The organism is Apibacter adventoris (assembly GCF_002964965.1).
GTDB lineage: Bacteria > Bacteroidota > Bacteroidia > Flavobacteriales > Weeksellaceae > Apibacter > Apibacter adventoris.
On record NZ_PSZN01000001.1, the window covers coordinates 147,118 to 169,093 of the forward strand.

At 27.1% G+C, this 21,976-nt stretch carries 20 protein-coding genes; 17 read left to right on the forward strand and 3 right to left on the reverse strand.

The features are described from left to right. Positions 1-113 precede the first annotated feature (113 nt). From C4S76_RS00645 to C4S76_RS00665, 5 genes are all read left to right on the forward strand, one after another. Positions 114-2,573, forward strand: coding sequence for an alpha-ketoacid dehydrogenase subunit alpha/beta (locus C4S76_RS00645; RefSeq protein WP_105191737.1), 2,460 nt, complete (start codon positions 114-116; stop codon positions 2,571-2,573). Positions 2,574-2,581: 8 nt separating this feature from the next. Beyond that, complete coding sequence (gene recF / locus C4S76_RS00650) at positions 2,582-3,661, forward strand: DNA replication/repair protein RecF (RefSeq protein ID WP_105191644.1); 1,080 nt, start codon at positions 2,582-2,584, stop codon at positions 3,659-3,661. 177 nt (positions 3,662-3,838) lie between these two features. Next, positions 3,839-4,132 (forward strand): DUF721 domain-containing protein, encoded by a 294-nt coding sequence (locus C4S76_RS00655; protein WP_105191646.1) that lies wholly within the window; start codon positions 3,839-3,841, stop codon positions 4,130-4,132. A gap of 120 nt (positions 4,133-4,252) precedes the next feature. Then, positions 4,253-6,727, forward strand: coding sequence for a M1 family aminopeptidase (locus C4S76_RS00660; RefSeq protein ID WP_105191648.1), 2,475 nt, complete (start codon positions 4,253-4,255; stop codon positions 6,725-6,727). A 136-nt stretch (positions 6,728-6,863) separates the two neighbouring features. Next, entirely contained in the window at positions 6,864-7,355 is a 492-nt protein-coding gene (locus C4S76_RS00665) for a dihydrofolate reductase (RefSeq protein ID WP_105191739.1), read from the forward strand. A gap of 114 nt (positions 7,356-7,469) precedes the next feature. Here C4S76_RS00665 and C4S76_RS00670 read toward each other — a convergent pair whose 3' ends face one another. The 3 genes from C4S76_RS00670 to C4S76_RS00680 are packed head-to-tail and all read right to left on the reverse strand — an operon-like array spanning position 7,470 to position 9,600. Next, complete coding sequence (locus C4S76_RS00670; RefSeq protein ID WP_105191650.1) at positions 7,470-7,766, reverse strand: CD225/dispanin family protein; 297 nt, start codon at positions 7,764-7,766, stop codon at positions 7,470-7,472. Positions 7,767-7,815: 49 nt separating this feature from the next. After that, positions 7,816-8,805: a Gfo/Idh/MocA family oxidoreductase gene (locus C4S76_RS00675; RefSeq protein ID WP_105191652.1), complete on the reverse strand. Its 990-nt coding sequence runs from the start codon at positions 8,803-8,805 to the stop codon at positions 7,816-7,818. A 54-nt stretch (positions 8,806-8,859) separates the two neighbouring features. Next, a complete protein-coding gene (locus C4S76_RS00680; protein ID WP_105191654.1) occupies positions 8,860-9,600 on the reverse strand; it encodes an RDD family protein in 741 nt (246 codons plus the stop codon). Positions 9,601-9,645: 45 nt separating this feature from the next. Here C4S76_RS00680 and C4S76_RS00685 point away from each other — a divergent pair, with 45 nt between their 5' ends. The 12 genes from C4S76_RS00685 to C4S76_RS00745 all read left to right on the forward strand — a co-directional run bounded on the left by C4S76_RS00685 (position 9,646) and on the right by C4S76_RS00745 (position 21,498). Further along, positions 9,646-10,626 carry a stage II sporulation protein M gene (locus C4S76_RS00685; RefSeq protein ID WP_105191656.1) on the forward strand — a complete coding sequence of 327 codons (981 nt, stop codon included), beginning with the start codon at positions 9,646-9,648 and terminating at the stop codon, positions 10,624-10,626. After that, positions 10,604-11,593: a hypothetical protein gene (locus tag C4S76_RS00690; RefSeq protein WP_105191658.1), complete on the forward strand. Its 990-nt coding sequence runs from the start codon at positions 10,604-10,606 to the stop codon at positions 11,591-11,593. The genes C4S76_RS00685 and C4S76_RS00690 overlap by 23 nt, the downstream gene beginning before the upstream one ends. Then, positions 11,594-12,319 (forward strand): hypothetical protein, encoded by a 726-nt coding sequence (locus C4S76_RS00695; RefSeq protein ID WP_105191660.1) that lies wholly within the window; start codon positions 11,594-11,596, stop codon positions 12,317-12,319. Between the two features lie 10 nt (positions 12,320-12,329). Next, a complete protein-coding gene (locus C4S76_RS00700) occupies positions 12,330-13,526 on the forward strand; it encodes a DUF4350 domain-containing protein (RefSeq protein ID WP_146105651.1) in 1,197 nt (398 codons plus the stop codon). Continuing rightward, a complete protein-coding gene (locus tag C4S76_RS00705) occupies positions 13,526-14,509 on the forward strand; it encodes an AAA family ATPase (protein WP_105191664.1) in 984 nt (327 codons plus the stop codon). The genes C4S76_RS00700 and C4S76_RS00705 overlap by 1 nt, the downstream gene beginning before the upstream one ends. A 161-nt stretch (positions 14,510-14,670) precedes the next feature. After that, positions 14,671-15,846 (forward strand): DUF58 domain-containing protein, encoded by a 1,176-nt coding sequence (locus C4S76_RS00710; protein WP_245915763.1) that lies wholly within the window; start codon positions 14,671-14,673, stop codon positions 15,844-15,846. A 914-nt stretch (positions 15,847-16,760) separates the two neighbouring features. Beyond that, a complete protein-coding gene (locus tag C4S76_RS11695; RefSeq protein WP_181044008.1) occupies positions 16,761-16,931 on the forward strand; it encodes a hypothetical protein in 171 nt (56 codons plus the stop codon). A 130-nt stretch (positions 16,932-17,061) separates the two neighbouring features. Further along, positions 17,062-18,225: a peptidase associated/transthyretin-like domain-containing protein gene (locus C4S76_RS00725; RefSeq protein WP_105191670.1), complete on the forward strand. Its 1,164-nt coding sequence runs from the start codon at positions 17,062-17,064 to the stop codon at positions 18,223-18,225. A 416-nt stretch (positions 18,226-18,641) separates the two neighbouring features. After that, a complete protein-coding gene (locus tag C4S76_RS00730) occupies positions 18,642-18,830 on the forward strand; it encodes a hypothetical protein (RefSeq protein ID WP_105191672.1) in 189 nt (62 codons plus the stop codon). A gap of 59 nt (positions 18,831-18,889) precedes the next feature. Continuing rightward, positions 18,890-19,999, forward strand: a complete 1,110-nt coding sequence (locus tag C4S76_RS00735) for a peptidase associated/transthyretin-like domain-containing protein (RefSeq protein ID WP_105191673.1) — start codon at positions 18,890-18,892, stop codon at positions 19,997-19,999. Next, the gene (locus C4S76_RS00740; RefSeq protein WP_105191675.1) at positions 19,996-21,135 is read left to right on the forward strand and encodes a hypothetical protein; all 1,140 of its coding nucleotides are present in this window, start codon (positions 19,996-19,998) and stop codon (positions 21,133-21,135) included. Before C4S76_RS00735 ends, C4S76_RS00740 begins: the two co-directional genes overlap by 4 nt. A gap of 9 nt (positions 21,136-21,144) precedes the next feature. After that, positions 21,145-21,498: a hypothetical protein gene (locus C4S76_RS00745; protein ID WP_105191677.1), complete on the forward strand. Its 354-nt coding sequence runs from the start codon at positions 21,145-21,147 to the stop codon at positions 21,496-21,498. Positions 21,499-21,976: the final 478 nt, after the last annotated feature.

Here is a 21,976-nt window from a genome sequence, read left to right on the forward strand (position 1 = left end):
AAAATTATAAAATTTAGTTTACAAATTTTTGTTTTTTTAGCTCTTTAAAATGAACTTTCGTTCTAATAAAAATCTGTAACTTTGCTTGGTTTTTTAAATAATATTACGAGGTGATTGAAGAAAAAGTTTCTATAGAGTCCGAAGCTAATTTAAGTTTTCAGGAATTTAAAAAAGAAGTCTTACACGACTACCGTCTATGTCTAATTAGCCGTGAATGTAGCTTGTTAGGAAGAAAAGAAGTTCTTTCCGGAAAAGCAAAATTTGGAATTTTAGGAGATGGAAAAGAGTTGCCACAAATTGCTATGTCTAAAGTTTTTAAAAATGGTGACTTTCGTTCTGGATACTATCGAGATCAAACTTTTGCTTTAGCTATAGGTGAAATTACTATCGAAAATTATTTTGCCCAATTATATGCAGACACAGATCAAAATAGGGAACCTGAATCTGGAGGAAGAATGATGAATTGTCATTATGCTACACATTATGTGAACGAAGATGGTAGCTGGAAAAACCTTACCGAACAGAAAAATATAGCTGCTGATCTTTCTCCTACAGCTGCTCAAATTCCACGATTATTAGGATTAGCTTATGCTTCCAAAGTATATAAAAATGTAAAAGGTTTAGAAAATAAAATTCATTTTTCCAATCAGGGAAAAGAAATTGCCTTTGGAACTATCGGAGATGCAAGCACGGCTGAAGGACACTTTTGGGAAGCTTTAAATGCAGCTTGTGCATTACAGATTCCTATGATCTTATCTATCTGGGATGATGGTTATGGAATTTCTGTAACTTCATCCAGTCAAAGAGCAAAAGAAGATTTTACAGAACTTTTACAAGGGTTTCAACGTAAATCTCATGAAGAAAGTAAGGGCTGTGAAATAATAAAAGTTCGAGGATGGAATTATGCTGAACTTATAGATGCTTATACAAAAGCAGAACAATTTGCAAGAGAGAATCACATTCCTGTAATTATTCACGTGACTGAGCTAACACAACCTCAGGGGCACTCTACTTCGGGATCACATGAAAGATACAAATCTGCTGAACGCTTACAATGGGAAAAAGAATATGATTGTAATATAAAATTTAGAAATTGGATTAAAGAATTTATTGTTTACGATAAAGAAAATAATCATGAATTATATCTTGCTTCAGAAGAAGAATTGATATCTCTGGAACAAGAAGTTAAACAATTGGTTAAAGAACATCAAAAAAATGCATGGAATAAATTCCGTACTGATATTAATTTTTTAAAAAATAAAGCTTTTTCCTTAGTTGAAATTTTAAGCAAAAAGAGTCCTAAAAAAGTATTTATAAATAAAGAAAAAGAAGCTTTCCAAAATATTGAAAACCCTTATAAGAAAGATATATTTCACTTCATAAGAAAAGTGTTACGTATTGTAAGAGAGGAAAATTCTCCTGATAAAACTAATCTTATAAATTGGTTAGATGAAAGCTTAATAAAAGAAGAAGATAATTATAATTCCAAATTATACCCTGAAACACCGTTTTCAGCATTAAATGTTCCTTCTATTCCCCCTACTTATGATGAAAATCCAGCAGAAGTAGATGGAAGAATTGTGATCCGTAACAATTTTGATAAAATATTTGAAAAATATCCGGAGGTCATAGCTTTTGGAGAAGATGTAGGAAAAATAGGTGATGTTAATCAAGGAATGGAAGGGTTACAAGAAAAATATGGTACAAATCGAATTGCAGATACAGGTATTCGTGAAGCTACAATTATAGGTCAAGGAATCGGTATGGCTATGAGAGGTTTACGTCCTATTGCTGAAATCCAATATCTTGATTATATTCTTTATGGACTTCAAACCTTAAGTGATGACTTAGCAAGTTTAAGTTACCGTACTAAAGGAAAACAAAAAGCCCCTCTTATTGTGCGTACTCGCGGACACAGATTGGAAGGAATCTGGCATTCCGGATCCCCTATGGGAGGTTTAATTCATTTTTTACGTGGCATCTTTATATTAGTTCCTCGTAATTTTGTCAAAGCTGCCGGCTTTTACAATACTATGTTACAAGCGGATGAGCCTTCGTTAATTATTGAATGCTTAAATGGATACCGTTTAAAAGAATTCCTTCCCAATAATTTAGGAGAATTTACCACCCCTGTAGGAGAAGTAGAAATTACCCGAGAAGGAAAAGATATTACGGTACTTACCTATGGCGCAACATGGAAAATTGTTACTAAAGCAGCTCAAGAATTACAAACTTTAGGCATTGAAATTGAAATTATTGACGCCCAATCTCTGGTTCCTTTTGATAATAAACATCAAGTAGTGGAAAGCCTAAAAAAAACCAACCGCTTAGTTATTATTGATGAAGATGTTCCAGGTGGAGCAAACTCATATTTAATGCAAAAAGTTTTGGAAGAACAAAAAGGTTATCAATATTTAGATTCCGCTCCAAAAACAATAACAGCCCAAGAACATCGCCCTGCTTACAGTTCTGATGGAGATTATTTTTCCAAACCTTCCTTAGATGATATAATAGAAGGAATATATGAAATTATGCATGAGGTAAATCCTTTAGAATATCCAAAAATCAGATAATTTTTAAGATGTATCTGAAAGATCTAAAGTTATTCAATTTCAAAAACTTTGCAGAAAAGCAATTTTCTTTTTCTGCTAATATTAACTGTTTTGTAGGTAACAATGGAGTGGGTAAAACTAATATTTTAGATGCTATTCATTATCTATCACTTACTAAAAGTTATCTAAATTATTCAGACCAGAATAATATTCGATTTGGAGAAAAATTTTTCTCTCTGGAAGGTGATTTTGCAGATGACTCAACTGAAGATATTATAAAACTTTTAGTTCAACCAGGACAAAAAAAAATAATTAAAAGAAATAACAAAGCTTACGAAAAACTATCTGAACATATTGGAAAATATCCCTCCGTTATGATTTCCCCTTACGACCAGAATCTGATTACAGAAGGAAGTGAATATAGGAGAAAATTTATGGATGGAATGATAAGCCAAATTAATCCAGAATATTTACATCTACTAATTCGATATCAAAAAGCCTTAGCTCAAAGAAATGCTTTATTAAAATTATTTTCCACTACTCATACTTTTGATGCAATAAGCTTAGAAATATATGATTCTGAACTTATTGAAAATGGTACTAAAATTCATCGGCTACGAAAAGACTTTATCTCGCATTATTTACCAAATTTCTCTAAATTTTATTCGGTACTTTCTCTCGGAAAAGAGACTGTCTCCATACAGTATATTTCTGATCTGAATAAGAATAGTTTAGATAATATTTTAAAGGAAAACATTGATAAAGATCGCGTCTGTACCTATACTACTCAAGGAATTCATAAAGATGATCTTATTTTTAATTTATTTGATTATCCTATTAAAAAATTTGGTTCTCAGGGACAGCAAAAATCTTTTTTAATTTCTTTAAAATTAGCTCAAATTCAACTCATTAAAGATAAATCCGGAAAAAATCCACTTTTGCTTATGGATGACATTTTTGACAAACTGGACGAACATCGTGTGGCGCAGTTAGTAAAGCTGGTTCATAAAGAGAAGTTTGGACAAATTTTCCTTTCAGACACCCATAAAGAAAGAACTGAAAAAATAGTTGACCAAATTAGTTCTGATTATAAAATTTTTAGTTTATAAATTTATTCACCGATTTTAATCTATAATTTCTTCCTTTTAATTAAAATCTTTTTATGTAATTAAAAATTAATTTTTCTCTCTGAAAATTTCTTTAATGGTATGAGAAAAATCATCTGTTATATTTTAATTCATTAATTATTCAATTTTATTGTAATTTTGAGGAGTGAGGATTTCTATATGAGCTTAAGAAGAAAAGAACAAACCAGTAATTCAGCAATTAAAAACCTTATTAAGGCTTTAGGTTTAGAGGAAAAATTACTAATTCTGGAAATAGAAAAAATTTGGAAAAACATGATGGGAGATGTTATAAATAAGCACACTCTAAAAATGTTTATTGATAAAAAAGTCTTGTTTATCCAATTAAATTCAGCAAGTTTGCGAAATGAACTTAATTATAACCAAGCTGCAATTTTATCCGAAATTATAAAAAAAACTCACACTAAATATATTAATAAAATAAAATTCATATAATTTATATTTTATTTTTAAATATCGTAATTATAAATAACAATAAACCCTTCAAGCTTTTGTAACATTTTATCATTTATTTTTACACATATATTAATATACACAATCAAAAAAACAATTATAATGAAAAAAAGATTTTTATTTATAGTCTTTTTTATTACTTTAGGTATATTTAATGCCCAAGACTATTCCAATTACCAGCCTTCAGCTACTATGATTAATGATTTGGTACATACAAAATTAAAAGTAAGTTTTGATATACCTAACGAAAAAATGGCAGGAGAAGCTTGGATTACACTTGAACCTCATTTCTACCCTACAGATTCTTTATCACTAGATGCTAAAGGCATGGAAATTTTAAAAGTTACTCTAGAAAATGGTAAAGATCTAAAATACACATACCAAAATTCTAAAATAAAAATTTCTCTAGATAAGTTATATAAGAAAAATGAACTTTATACAGTATATATAAAATATATTGCAATCCCTTCATCTGTATCACAAAAAGGTAGTGGTGCCATTAATGATGCAAAAGGGCTTTATTTTATTAACCCAAGAGGAGAAGAAGAAGACAAACCTACTCAAATATGGACACAAGGTGAAACAGAATCTAGTAGTTGCTGGTTTCCTACCATTGATAAAACCAATCAAAAAACTTCCGAAGAAATTTATATGACAGTTCCTGATAAGTATGTCACCTTATCCAATGGATTATTAAAGAGCCAAATAAAAAATTCTGATGGAACCCGTACCGACTATTGGAAATTTGATAAGAAACATGCACCCTATTTATTTTTTATGGGAGTTGGAGACTTTGCCATTGTAAAGGATAAGTGGAAGAATATACCTGTTGAATATTATGTTGAAAAGGAATATGAGCCCTATGCAAAACAAATTTTTGGTGATACTCCTGATATGATCGATTTTTTTTCTAATTTATTAAATTATCCATATCCTTGGGAAAAATACAGTCAAATGGTAGGCAGAGATTATGTGAGTGGTGCCATGGAAAATACAACAGCTACCTTACACATGGAAAAAGCTCAGCAAAAACCAGGACAATTAATTGATGGAAATCTATGGGAGACAACGATAGCCCACGAACTTTTTCATCATTGGTTTGGTGATCTCGCTACAAGTGAAAGCTGGTCTAATTTAACAGTTAATGAATCTTTTGCCAATTATTCCGAATATCTATGGCTTGAACATAAATATGGAAAAGATAAAGCAGAAGAACATAAACAAGAAGAAAAAGATGGATATATGTATGGGAAAATTGATTTTGATAAAGACTTAGTTAGATTTCATTACAAAGATCGTGAAGACATGTTTGATGCAGTTACTTATAATAAAGGAGGTCTTATTTTACATATGCTAAGAAAATATTTAGGAGATGACGCTTTTTTTACTGGATTAAATAAATATTTAAAAAATAATGAATATAAAGCTACGGAAGCGCATCATTTACGTCTCGCTTTAGAGGAAGTTAGCGGAAAAGATCTAAATTGGTTTTTCAATCAGTGGTATTATGGTAATGGGCACCCAAAACTAAAAGCTACTTATAGTTTAGATGAGTCTAAAAAATTAATAAAAATAGAAATTCTTCAAACTCAAGAGCCTAAATTTCAATTTCCTCTGGATATAGATGTATATGAAAATGGAAAATCCACTAAACATCAGGTTTGGGCTAAAGCTATTGAAAATAATTCTTTTGAAATTCCTTATAAGTCTATACCTCAATTAGTAAATATCAATCCTGACGATATTTTATTATGTGAAATTATTGAAGATAAAACTACAGATCAATATATATTCCAATATAAAAACACTCCTGAATATCACTCTAAAATAGAAGCAATTAACAAATTAGCAGATGTACAAATTTCAAACAAAAAAGCCTTAGAAACTTTATTACAAGCTATTACAACCGATAAATATGAAGGTATTAGAAAATTAGCCATATCTAAATTAGATGAAACGAATCCTACGGTTAAACAAAAATCTGCTTCAATTTTAGAAAAGGTTTTAAATACTGAAACTCAAACTCCGGTACAAGCCGAAGCTATTAAACAATTAGCTAATATTGATGCTGCTAAATATTCTAAAACATTTATAAAATTTTCTTCTAGTAAATCTTATTCTGTAAAAGCGGCTTGTATTGAAGCTTTATTACAAACTAATAAAGAAGCTGCTCTAGAAATTATTAATAATATCGACGATAAAAATCCGGGAGATATTTTAATGAATGCTATGGCAAAAGCAGTTATAATAGCTCAAGATTATTCAAAAATAAATTTAATTTCTAAAAGGCTTGTTCCTTTGTTATTTACTGCTCAATCTCAAGAAGAAGCTAATACATACTTTTCTGCATTTAAAGATATTATGAGCGGAGATTATCCTATGGCTACTAAAAATTTAGTTAACAGCATTGTAAAAATTTACTTACAGGTTAAAGGATATAACTCCGGAGAAATATTGTTAGAAATGATGCAGAATGGTTTACAATTAAAACAACAAGCGTCTACTGCTAACCCTACAAATGAAGCTTTACAAAAACAGATGAAACTTATTACTGAAGGATTGAATAAAATGAAATAACATAATTTCTTATTTTATAAAAAGACTTCCTAACAAATTTAGGAAGTCTTTTAGTTTATTTTCTATTGATAAACATTTTTAAATCTAAAAAAAAATTATTTAATTTTAACTATTGAAAAATTATATAGAAGAAAAAATGAGAATTATTGTGGCAATGGATGAAAATAATGCGATTGGAAAAGATAACCAACTTTTATGGAATTTACCGGATGACTTAAAAAGATTTAAAAAGTTGACTTTGAATCATCCTGTGATTATGGGAAGAAATACTTTTGAATCTATAACAAAGCCTTTACCAAATCGTCTTAACATTATAATTTCTAATAATTTGAATTATATTGTGCCAGAGGGTGCTATCCTTACTCATTCTTTACAAGAAGCTATTGAAATTGCCAAAAAAGTTGATGCAGACCCTTTCGTAATCGGAGGAAGTACTATTTATAAACAGGCATTAGATTTTATAGATGCTATTGAAGTAACTCGTGTACATACAAAAGTTAATGAAGCCGACACCTTTTTCCCTAACTTAAATTTATCTAAATGGAATAAAACTTATGAAGAATTCCATCCTAAAGATGAAAAACATATTTATGATTTTACATTTTTAACCTTTCAAAAATATAAATAGTTTTATTATTTAAGCACGTTTTTACATGATTTTATATAACTTAAATATAACTGTATTTTATTTTTTTTAATAAAAAGGGAAGATATTTTAAATGCAAATGTAATTTTAGTTGTATTAATGCCTTAATGGCTTATGTCCAAATATATTATAAGAAGCACCAAATAAAATACCAATCCAAAATATAATTCCTGCTATTATTGTCCAAACACAAATAATTCGTGTAATAATAGAAGCTCTACGAGCCTTTAAAATATTCCCGCTTGCCCAATATTGATTTACGCGTAATGAATAAAATAAAGCAAAAATTCCTACCGGAGCAAAACAAACTACTGTACATAAAATAGCAAATGCTAAATAATTATCTGGATGTTCATCTGCCAGTAATTTTTCATTTTCCTCTCGATCTTTCATATCTCACAACCATTTGAAAAAATAAATAATTTTTATTTGATATCTTTATTTAATCTACTTTGTTTAAAGATAACTTATGTTCAATCTGCCTCATTACTTCTAGAGCAATTCTTAACGCTTCTTTGCCTTGAGTTAAACTCACTTTTATTGGTGTCTGATGTTCAATAGAATCTGCCAATGATTCTAATTCATCTAATATAGCATTATTATTATGAATTTCAGGGTATTGAAATATAATTTGTTTTTTTTCACCTTCAGCATTTTCTATAATCATATCAAAAGGCTGTTCTTTCTCTGGAGCTTCATTCATCTTAATTATTTCAGCTTTTTTAGCTAAAAAATCGATAGAAATATAGGCATCTTTTTGAAAAAATCTGCTTTTCCTCATATTTTTCATAGAAATTCTACTGGTTGTTACATTAGCAACACAACCGTTTTCAAACTCTATTCTGGCATTTGCAATATCCGGAGTTTTACTTACTACAGCTACCCCACTCGCATGTATTTCTTTTACTTTGGATTGTATTACTGAAAGAACTATATCTAAATCATGGATCATAAGATCTAAAACAACAGGAACATCCGTTCCCCTTGGATTAAACTCTGCCAATCTATGAATTTCTAAGAACATGGGATTTATGATATAAGGCTTACAGGCAATAAATGCCGGATTAAATCGCTCTACATGTCCAACTTGACCTTTTACTTTAAATTCTTTTGATAATTTAATTATTTCTTCCGCTTCAGCTAAAGTATTAGTTATAGGTTTTTCTATAAAAAAATGTTTCCCTGAAATAATTGCTTTCTTTGCATATTCAAAATGAGCAAAAGTGGGAGTTACAATATCCAAAATTTCAATTGAAGCAAGCAATTCCTCAAAATTATCAAAATACTTATATCCAAACTCTGCTTCAAGTCTTCTTCCATTTTCTACATCTATATCATGAAAACCTACCAGTTCATATTTAGAGGATTGATCTAATAACTTTAAATGTATTTTCCCTAAATGTCCTGCTCCGACTAACCCAGCTTTTAACATACTATTTTCTTACAAAGTTAAAATATAATTTACTAAAAAGTGAATGACTTATTTTTATTGTTGTGAAAAATACTGATAATCTTTGATAACCGTATCTACATAATCTACATCAGACATTTCCGATTTATATTCATTTATCACAGATTCTATTTTATTCCTAAGTTTTTTAATTAATTCATAATCTCTATTTTTTTTTGCAAAATCTAAAGAAGATCTAATAATTTGAACATCTTTATCTGACAATTGTAAAACTTGTGAAAATATGGGCTGATAATTTTCTTCTAAATTATAGAGTATTGTTTGATCAAAATTTATTTGTTGCCTAGTAGTTATTACTACCGTATGGGCAACTAAATCTGCAACTCTTTGTCTTTTTTCTGTAGATGCCATAGTTATTAATCCGACACTAGAATAAAATATAGAATCCACCATATTTAACAACCAACGAATAAAATATGTTCCAAAGGTTGCTTCCGCCCCATCAGCTTTAACAATCTTTATTTTTAGAATTTTCTTACCAAAAGTTTGTCCCTGCATAAAATAAGGAGCCCATAAAGAATAAAAAACTACCGGTAAAATAATTATAGTACAAAGAACAAAAATTAATCTTTTATCTTTTATATTACTCAGATCATTATCATTATTGATTATAACAAAAACAATTATAAATAAAATTACTAAATATATAAAGCAAAACATCCAATCTAATAATCTTGCTGCTATTCTGTTACCTATAGGTGCAAGTTTATAATCAATATGAACGTTTTGTGATGTATTAATATGAACACCCTCCATATTCTCATGTTTTTTTGTAATATTGCACAAAAGTAATATTTTTTCATGAGAGAGGCAGCCTTCATAAAAAAAAACAAGGAACGCTGGATCAGCTTTGAAAAGTCTTTGACAAAAAGTAATGTTCTTATCCCTGATAAATTAGCCGATTTATATCTTCAATTGGTAAATGATTTAAGTTATGCACAAACTTATTATCCTAAAAGTAAAACCACCCTCTATTTAAATGATCTTGCTCGTAAAGCTCATCTTTCTATTTATAAAAATAAAAAAGAAAGTTCTAATCGTATTATTACTTTTTGGAAATATGAAATTCCTTTACTTATTGGAAACTACCAGAAAGACTTACTATTTTCTTTTATTATATTTTTTATTTCCTTCGGAATAGGTCTATTTTCTGTTTATCAAAACATGGATTTTGTAAGGATAATTATGGGAGATGAATATGTAGATAAGACATTATCAAATATTGAAAAAGGAGATCCTCTTGCGGTGTATCATAATGGTTTTGCTATAGTTGATTTTATCGTTATTACATTCAATAATATTAAAGTAGGATTTATAGCTTTTGTAAGTGGAATTCTCACTCCTATCTTCCCTATATTCATGTTATTTAATAATGGTGAAATGATAGGTTCTTTTGATGGGTTCTTAATTCAACAAGGGGTAGGTGCCAGAGCAAATTCTATTTTATGGATACATGGTGTTTTTGAAATATTTGTAATTATTGTTTGTGGAGCTGCCGGAATTATCTTGGGAAAAAGTGTTTTATTCCCTAATACCTTTACTCGATTACAATCCGTTCAAAAAGGGTTTGGAGACGGTATGAAAATTTGTTTCAGTACAGTTCCGTTCTTTATTTGTGCCGGTTTTTTAGAAAGTTTTGTCACCCGCTATTCTTTAATGCCTATTCCTATAGCTATAGGAATTATAATTATCTCTTTGTGCATTATTGTTTTTTATTATATTATCTATCCAAAAAAATTACATAAAAAATTTAATTCCTATGAACAAATCTCAAAAAATTGAACTATTGAAAGTTCGGGATATCAGCAGCTTACTTTCTGATACTTTTTCGTTTACTAAAGCTAACTTTAAATCTCTTTTTACGGGGCTATTTTATATATGTGCTCCGATTTTACTGGTATACGGTATTTGTAGTGTTTTATTTTTTAATAGTTATTTTAACCTTATACTTACAAATATAACCCAAGAGATAAATGAAAACTCTTATGTTTCAAATGATTATTCTGATATGTTTTTATCAATAATTCCTAATGTACTATTCTTTTCATTATCAGCTTTTTTAGCAATGAGCTTAGTATATACTGTTAGTTTATGTTATATAAAATTATATAAAAATAATGAAGAAATTTCTACTCCTATTTTGTGGATACAAACTAAAAAATATTTTGGAAAAGTTATTGGCTCACAATTTATTTTGTTATTAGCTACTATTATTGCCTATGCTGTATGCTTTTTTCCGTTGATTATGGGACCTATTGGAGCTATATTTACTTTTTTGTTTTTTATTATTTTTATATTCGGACTGTTTTATTTATATATAAAGCTGATATTTGCCCAAGCATTTATTATATTAGAAGATAAAGGAATTTTTGAATCTTTTAAGTTAAGCTATAAATTTACTCAAGGTATTTTTTGGAATATTTTTTTATTTATATTTCTTATGGGGCTTATAACTTCTCTATTTACTTACATATTTCAATTACCAGGGACTATACTTATTTACTTTAATATATTTATGGGTTTTGCAAACCAAAATTCATCTGGTAATTCATTTATTAGTTTATTAGGCAGTGCTTTAACCGGCTTAGGAGCAGCGATTGGTTATGTAGCTTATTCTATATACTATATAGGACTTTCTATCTTTTATTATAGTACTATAGAAAACAGAACAGGAATAGCTACAAATACACAAATAGAAAATATTGGTAAAACTGAAGGTTATGATAATTCATCAGATTTGAAAAGATAAATGAAAAGAATAAAATATATTGCACTTTTGTTTTTTGTTACAATTTTCAAATTGTCAGCAAAAGTAAACGTAATTTATGATTCTTCTCATTTACAGCCTAAAAATCTACCTAATAAACCTTCCGAAGTATATACTGAAAAAGATTTTATATATGAAGCTCCTATTCAAGAACCTAATTTATTTTCACGTTTTTTATCTTTTATATCCAAAAAGATTATCGATTTTTTAAATCAATTTTTCAACTTTAATTTACGAGCCGAAACTCTTTCAGGCAGAAAAATAATATGGATAATCTCATTTATTCTTTTAGGGGTATTAATTATTTTAGGAATATTATTTTTTTATAAAAAATTTAAAACTGTTATAGGAAGAAATGATAAAAATAAAATCTCTGTTGAAGAGGTAGAAAAAAATATAAATTCGGTTGATTTTGATCTACTAATTGCCAATGCAGTAAACGAACAAAATTATCGATTAGCTATTCGTTTTTATTATTTAAAAATTCTTAAAACCCTTTCTGTACAAAAACTAATTAACTATGAATACCAAAAAACTAATTATGAATATTTTTATGAGATTAATAATCCGGATTTGAAAAATCTTTTTAAAGATGTTTCTTTTGTTTTTGATTATTGTTGGTATGGAGATCATATTGCAAAACAATCGGATTTTAGTTTAGCTGAAATCAAGTTTAAAAAAATTCAACAATTAATTTCAAAATTATAAAAAAACCAAATTGTCTAGAACACTAAAAATATATATAGGAATTTTTATAGTAGTTATAGGTTTTTTAATGTACCTTGAATACACAAAACCTAATCCTATAATTTGGACACCTACTTACTCGTCTAAAGATAAAATTCCTTTTGGGACTTATATAGCTTATAATGAATTGACTCAATTATTCCCTGAAAAAAACAAGAAACGAATAGAACAAAGTATTTCTTCATACCTTAGTTCTAACAATAGAACGGAATCTGATGTTTTTTTTATTATTAATCAAAACTCCACACTCTCTGAAACCGATACAGAATACCTTTTAGATTTTGTAGAACAAGGAAATGATGTCTTCATAGTTTCTACTTTTATTCCCACTCCTATCCTGGATTCATTACATTTAAAAATAGAATCTTCTTATTATTTACTAAAAAACGATTTCTCTAATGTGGAACTAAGTCTTGTAAACCCTTCGTTTTCCAATCCACGTTATAAATTTGAAAAAGTTGAACAATATGCATATTTTTCAAAAATAGACAGTATGAACTCCGTAATTTTAGGGCAATACCATATGGGTATTGAAACTAAAACAAATTTTATTAAACAAAAATACGGAGAAGGATATTTTTATATTCAATTATTCCCCGAGGCATATTCTAATTATTTTATGCTTAAAGATAAAAACTATATGTATGCCGTAAATTCTTTAAACTATATAAATAAAAATACTATTCTTTGGGAAGAAAATAAAAAAACAATACATACCCCTCCTGATGGAATTCTTATGTATATTTTTAATAATCCCCCGTTACATTGGGCATGGGTAATACTATTATGTAGTTTTGTTTTATATAGCCTTTTTTTTGGAAAAAGAACGCAAAGGATTATTCCTATTATAAAACCTTTAAAAAATACAACGGTAGAATTTACACAAACTATAGGTAATTTATATTATAATAATAAAGAACATAAGGATATTATCAATAAAAAAATTAAATACTTTTTATACTACGTTAAAGAACATTATTATATGAATATTGAAAAAATCAATACAGAGTTTTCTGACTTACTTCATCTAAAATCTGGAGTACCTAAAGAAATTACCGATAAAATTGTATCTTTAATTCAAAAAAATCTAAATTCAGATATATCCACTGAAGAAGATTTAAAACTTGTTAATAGAACCATAGACTTATTTTATAAAAATATTAATTGATGGATAACGAAAACTTACAATATGAAAGTCGAGTTGACTTGTCTGCTTTAAAAATTGCAGCTAATAAAATTCGCGAAGAAATTAAAAAAATTATTGTCGGGCAGGAGGTTTCTATAGACCTTATCCTTACAGCTATATTATCAGATGGACATGTGTTAATAGAAGGGGTTCCCGGAGTTGCTAAAACCATTATGGCAAAACTTATAGCTAAAACCATATCTGCTCCATACAGCAGAATACAGTTCACCCCAGATCTTATGCCTTCAGATGTAATTGGAACATCTATATTTAATGAAAAACTTACTGATTTTGAATTTAAAAAAGGACCAGTTTTCTCTAATATTGTTTTAATTGATGAAATAAATCGTGCCCCTGCTAAAACGCAAGCTGCTTTATTTGAAGTTATGGCAGAAAGACAAATTACGATAGATGGTATTTCGCATGTTTTTCAGCGCCCTTTTACAATTCTTGCTACTCAAAACCCGGTAGAACAGGAAGGTACTTACCGTTTACCTGAAGCCCAATTAGACCGTTTTTTATTTAAAATTGAAATTGACTATCCTAAATTAGAAGAAGAAATTGAAATTATAAAAAAACACAATCATTTAAAATCTCAAAAAGAAGAAGAAATTGTTAATCCTGTAATTTCTGAAGAAGAGATAGTACGTTATCAAGATCTTGTCCAGCTTATTCATGTTGAAGATACTTTAATTGAGTATATAGCAAAAATTGTTACTTCTACCCGTAATAATGCAAATCTATATTTAGGCGCTTCTCCAAGGGCTTCCATAGCCATACTGAAAGCTTCAAAAGCTTATGCAGCATTACAGGGAAAAGACTTTATTACTCCTGACGATATTAAATATATAGCTCCTTATATTTTAAAACATAGAGTAATTTTGACCCCTGAAAGGGAAATGGAAGGACTTACAACATCTGTGTTAATGAAACGAATCATTGAAGGAATTGAAATACCTAGATAATTGTGCTGAATTTCATTAAATCTTTATTCCTTTCGCAGCGGTTATTCTTAATTATATTAGGATTTATAATTGCTTTTGTATTTTCTTATCTTTTTTCTCCATTATTCATATTGTTAAAATTCCTTTTCTTATTATTCATTCTTGCTATTATTGCCGATATTATGCTTTTATATCTAGTAAATGAAGGAGTTAATGCCCAAAGAATTTTACCTGAAAAATTCAGTAATGGTGACGAAAATCCTGTTTCGATAACTTTCAAAAACTTATATAAATTCCCTATACATTTAAATGTAATTGACGAAATACCTTTTCAGTTTCAGATACGTGATTTTTTATTTAAAGTAAATTTAAAACCGGCTGAAACTAAAGATTATCTATATACCCTTCGTCCTACAAAACGTGGAGTTTATCAATATGGAAAACTAAATGTATATGTTACTAGCATTTTAGGTTTAGTAAAAAGACGCTATATTTTTTCCGATAAAAAAAATATTGTGGTTTACCCCTCCTTTTTGCAACTTCACAAATATGATCTTCATGCATTTACTAATCGATTACATGAATACGGTTTGAAAAAAATACGTAAAATTGGAAATACCATGGAATTTGAGCAAATCAGGGATTATATTATAGGGGATGATATAAGAAATCTTAATTGGAAAGCTACAGCAAAGAGAAATACTTTAATGGTAAACCAATTTCAAGATGAAAAATCTCAAACTGTTTATTCCATGATTGATAAAGGTCGGATTATGATGATGCCTTTTAATGAATTGTCTTTACTAGATTATGCCATTAATTCAAGCTTGGTTATCTCTAACGTAGTCTTACAAAAAAATGATAAGGCAGGAATGTTTACTTTCTCGGAAAAAGTTGAAAACCGTATTGTGGCTGATAGAAAAAAATCTCAAATGTATAAGATCCTAGAAACCTTATATAATATAAAAACAGATTATGCTGAAAGTGATTTCGAAAGATTATATATTGATATTAAAAGAAAAATTTACCATAGAAGCTTACTTTTACTTTATACAAATTTTGAAAACTTAGATTCTTTACATAGACAATTACCCTATTTAAGAGCTATTGCAAAAAATCATTTGCTTATAGTAATTTTCTTTAAAAATGTAGAATTAAAAAAACTAATTGAAAAAGAAGCTCTAAATACCAGACAAATTTATCAAAAAGTAATAGCAGAAAAATTTGAATTTGATAAGAATCTAATTGTTCATGAACTAAAAAAACATGGTATTCAATCTATTTTAACTGAGCCTCAAAATTTAACCGTTAATACAATTAATAAATATTTAGAACTAAAATCCAGAGGAAGCATATAATATTAGGAGTAATTGTACAATAATACACATAAAACAACAAAAACATTTTTTTATTTAAAATAAATTATCAGAAAAAATATTTCTAATTAATGTTTTTTTGTATATTTGGAAAATATCATCATTTAAATGATAAAAAACTAAATTTTATAACTTAAAAAAAAGTTCATTATGAAAAATTTAAACAAAAAAGAAAAAGAAGCTCAATTAGTAAAAAAATTCCAAGTTGAAGAATTAGAAAAACGTTACGAAATGGGCTGGTACACTGTTAATGTAGATTGGGGTAGCGGAAGCGTACACGTTGATGGAGATAAAGGAGACGTTAGCTGGGGTAATGGAAAAGGTAGCGCTAGCTGGGGCGTGAATAGATAATTATTTATCTTAATTAACAAATAAAGAAAAAAGAGATCAAGGTCTCTTTTTTCTTTATTTTATCTTCTTATACATGCTCTTATTCTACATAATTTAGTTATTATAATATAACTTTAAGTGTTTTTTTTAATAACTCTTGAATAAATCTAAATTCAAAATCTCTGAGCTTTACAAATATTACCTTCATAGATTCTAAGTTATTTGAATAACTATATAAAATTTTTATTTTTTTTATCTAAATCACTTTTTGAAAGGTCTTTCTGTATTAATAAATTTGAAATAATTACTATTCCTCAGGTAATTTACAACATATTCGAAAGAGAACTTTATCCTAAACAAATAAAAATAAAAGAAAAAATAATATTTTTTTTATTAAAAAATAAAAAAAACACTTCATTATATTTATATATAATAAAATAAAAGCATATATATAATTTATTACATAAAAAAAATTGCAAAATATTAATTATATTATTATTTTTACAGCGTTCTAACTATTAGCTAATTTATAGAATTCAAAAATTTAATGATTAAAAAAACATCTTATGAAAAAAAAACAAAACGCAAAAGCTACAAGTACAAGTAAAACAAATGAAAAATTAGTATTAGAAAAATTCAAAGTTGAAGAATTGGAAAAAAGATACGAAATGGGTTGGGGGAAAACCGAAATATCTATTGGAATAGAGGGGGCGGAAGAACCAATAATAATATTATAAATTCTAATACAATTATAGTTTAAATACTTGTTAAATACAAAAACTGTCCAAAATTAGAATTTATCAAAAATTATAATTACTATAAATATGATAAACAAACATTTTGGACAGTTTATATAAATTAAAATTAATGAAAATCATATTTTCTATACTTATTTCCCTTTTATGTATTTTTAATTATACACAGACTATTATTACAGGGAAAGTAATTGATAAAAATACAGGGTTACCTATAGAAGGGGTAGAAATAACTACCTTAGATTCTAATAAAAATTTTACTAATTCTGAAGGAAAATATTACCTGTATTATACTGGAGGAGTTATAAATTTTAATCATTTATACTATCAGGATAAAGAAATTTCTGATATAAAAGACCATACTACTATTTCACTAACTCCACTTGAAATGACTGATATAGACGAAATAGTAGTAAAAAGCCCAAAACTTATAGTGGAAGAAGCTTTTAAAGAAATGAAAAATAATTATGTTTTATTCCCTTATTCAGAATCTTTTTTTCTCAGGGGAACAATAAAACAAAATAATGAACTACTTAGAATAGTAGACCTTACAGGACAAATCCACAGAAAAACATCATTCTTAACCTCTACAATTAAAAAAAACAAATATAAAGCTTCGGTATCCAATATACGCAAAGCTGGAAAAGTATTTTCAAGTAATAAAATAGAATATGTTAATTTATTAACTTTAAAAGAAATACTCTATCAAGCGACACTAATCGGAATTGAATGTAAAAATTACAACTTTTATAAAGGTGAAAATATTGATTCTCTTTACACTAAAATTTATTTTACTGCTAAAGAAAACATAAATAACCCCCGTGAAGGATTCTATATTATAAACAACACAGACAATGCTATACTTTCCGTTTATTACCATTCTAAAAACGATCGAAATTCCGGATTACCTTTTACTTCTAAATACGGGTTTAAATGGAGGACCATGAACTACAATATAGCTGTTTCCTATTCTTATAATTCCTCTTTAAAAAAATATACTCAATCTAATTGTGTCTATAAATATAATGTGGAATTACTTGACAGAAATAATAAAAGAACTGTATATGATTTAGATTATCAATTACTACTTTCCAATCCTACTACCTCAGACATTACTTCCAACACCTCTGTAACCAAAGAAATTTTTAAAATTGAGGGAGCTTACAATGAGGAGTTCTGGAAAAAACAAAATCAGTTATTGCTTACTGAAGAGATGAAAAAATTTATAAACTCACTACAAGATAACAAAGAATATAAAGCCATATTAAGCAAATAAATATTATGTAAAAAACTATAAACACTGCTAAATCTTTTGAATTCTATGAATCTTACCCTAAATTATCCCAAACCTTAGTAGATTTCAAGTTATTTGAATAACTATATAAAGTTTTTAATCTTTTTATATATATCACATTTTTAAAAATCTTCCCGTATTAATAAATTTAAAAAATTACTATTCCTAAGGTTATTTACAGCATATTCGCAAGAGAACTTTATCCTAAACAAATAAAAATAAAAGAAAAAATAATATTTTTTTATTAAAAAATAAAAAAAACACTTCATTATATTTATATATAATAAAATAAGAGCATATATATAATTTATTACATAAAAAAATTGCAAAATATTAATTATATTATTATTTTTACAACGTTCTAACTATTAGCTAATTTTATAGAATTCAAAAATTTAATGATTAAAAAAACATCCTATAAAAAAAAACAAATCGCAAAAGCTACAAGTACAAGTAAAACAAATGAAAAATTAGTATTAGAAAAATTCAAAGTTGAAGAATTGGAAAAAAGATACGAAATGGGTTGGGTTAAATTAGGTAATTATTCAGATCCTAATGGAGGAGCTGGTGTTAATATTCTCCTTTAAAATCATATGAGGGCTAATTCATAAAATTAGTCCTCTATTTTATATTTAAAAGTACTACCATGAAATACATTATTTTATTACTATTATTATTTTACAACTCATTAAGTTACAGCCAAAACAATAAAATACATGGTATTATTCTCAACAATGAGTGCCAGCCTATAGATAACACCATAATTGGATACAAAGAAAGCACTTTATCCACAAATTCTAACCAAGAAGGGAGATTTGAAATTCCTATAAGCCTTTATAAAAATGATACCTTATTGATAAACAAGATAGGATATGAAACTGAAAAAATTGCTGTATCTACAATAAAAAATCCAGTAGATATTACTTTGGTAAATAAATATAAAACCATTCCGGAGATAGTTGTTACCCCCTTAAAAGTACAGGCAATTCTGGATAGCATAGTTGCTAATATCCATAAAAACTATGAAGATAATATTTTTTACACCGGCATATGTAAAGAAGGTAATTTTAATGAAAATAAATTAACTAAATATTCACAATCTGTTTTACAATTTGAAAGTAATAAAGATAAGAAAAATAAGCTTTATATTGAAGATCATAATTCTTTTAAAAAACAAGATTCTTCAACTACTTTTTTTAATTTCATTTTATTCAACTTACTGAAAGACGGCATAGAAATCACTAAACTTATCAATCTTTTTAAAAATAGTTTGAGCAAATATTCTTATATAAAAGCATATAAAAATAATTTTGGAGTACAACCAGTAATAGAAGTTCTTTTAAAAGAACAGGAATCAGATAATTCTTATAGAAAAATAATTATAAATGTTGATAATTATGCTGTACTACAGTTTTCCAACCACCTAAATATTACAAATAAAATCTCAACAAATAAAGGTTATTACTTTCAAGAAACCAGCAGCCTCCAAATTGACTATCGACCTTCTAATGGAAAATACATACTAAATAAGATAAATAGTGAATTTACAGGTTACTATTCAAACAATACTATTTCTACTCCTATTAAATCCTATATGGAATTCCATGTATCTGATTATTGCTTATCAGGCTGTAATATTTTAAAAAAAGAGATAAATCTAAAAAAATCCGTATATGAGCAAATAAATAAGAACAATAAGGTTATACCTAACAATAATATTCAAAATAAGGTGGAATACGAATATTTAAAACAATGAAATTAGAATTTATTTTCATCTTATTTTCCACTCAATTATTACTTTATTCACAAAATAAATATAAAATTATTGATTCCGAAAGCCAGGCTTCTATTGCCAACGTTGAATTGAGAGGTAAAGAAATTACCTTTTTCACCAATGATGATGGAGATATAACCATACCAACTACTTTTAAAGATAGTTTATTAGTTTATCATCCTTTATATAAGCAGAAAATAATTATAGTTAATGAAACTTTATCTAATCTGATTACCTTAACACCTATAGAAAAAACTATACCTGAAGTAATAATTGACGGGCTTTCTGCTAACAAAATTTTTAAAGATATTTTAAAAAATTACACTAAAATATATTATGATTCCCCTTCTGAATATGATTGCCTTATAAAACAAAAAGCTTTTTCAGACGGCAAACTAAATAATTTATTGATATCCCAAATGAAAATATGGACCTTATTTAATGGGTTTGATTTCTCTAAAAGTAAAACTCCGGACTCTTTCTTTCAAATAAGTTTAAATTCCATACTCTATTATAAAACCAAAAATCAAGATATACAAATAAACCCTTCCGATTTTATTTTCCGTTTTTTTCTTAACAGTGAAATTTTCGGAATCTTACAAGCTACCGAAGATTCCCCGCTAAGTTCTACCTGCCGTAAGATAGAAGAAGATCTATACGAAATTACTTTTGAGTCTGACTATATTGAAAAAGAAGAACTAAAAATTCAGGGAGAGATGATCTATAATTCCAAGGATAAAGCCATTACTTATTTACAGATTAAAACCCAACAGGCAAATACGTATACCGAGAAAAAAATAGACAACACACTTTATAAAACTTATACAACCGATACCGAATTGAAATATACTTTTATAAAAAATAAAGGAAAATATATTCCTTCAAGCATAGAAATGAATTCTAAAGGATTCAATACAAGAGAAAACACTACAAAAAATATTCCTATTACCTCTAACCAAATAATTTATTTCTCTACCTTTAATAAAGGAAAACATAAAGGATTAAAAAATAAAATAGACCTGTCTAAAAAAATAACTGACAACATTCCTGATAAAGAAAAAAATAATTCTTTCATTTTATTATCAGAGCAAGAAAAGGAATTTACAGAAATTAAATAATAATAAGCCATGAAAACCTTATTCATTTTACTCATTGCTTTTTCTTTCCATATTATATATGGCCAAGAAATCTCTTCCCAGACCCAAAAAGAATCAATTACTTTTTTACCTGAAAATTTTATTAATACACAGGAAATACTACAATTAAACAACATCTACCAAAATAATCTTCTATACAGCGAATACTTAAAACAAAAAGATTTAAATTATAACTTAAAAAATAACTACTATTTTAATTATCCTTTTTATAATAAACAAAATATATATAATCCGTCAGGAGTTACAAAAGCTGAGGGTTTTTGGGTTGCAGGATTTATTCAACTGTTATCGGAAAAATTATTCCCAACAAATAGTTTATTATAAACTTTCATACTTATAATAACATTTTTCAAGCTAACTATATGAGGTTAACTAATCCTGTTCCTAAATTCTATGAATATTACTCTAAATTATTCTAACCCTTAGTGGAATTCAAGTTATTTGAATCACTACATAAAATTTCACCTTTATATATATTTCACTTTTTTAAAAGTCTTTCTGTAGTAATAAATTGTATTAATTTTTAGTACACAGGCAGTTTTACAGCATATCCCTAAGTGGACTTTATCCCAAACATATAAAAATAAAAGAAACTATAGTATTTTTTTTATTAAAAAAATAAAAAAATAATCAATTATAATTTTATATAATAAAATAAAGGCATATATATGTAATTTATTATAAAAAAATAGACAAATAATAATATTTATTATTATTTTTACAAGATTCTAATTACTAGCTATTTTATAGAATATAAAAATTTAATAATTTAAAAAATAACTATTATATATATTAATTATCC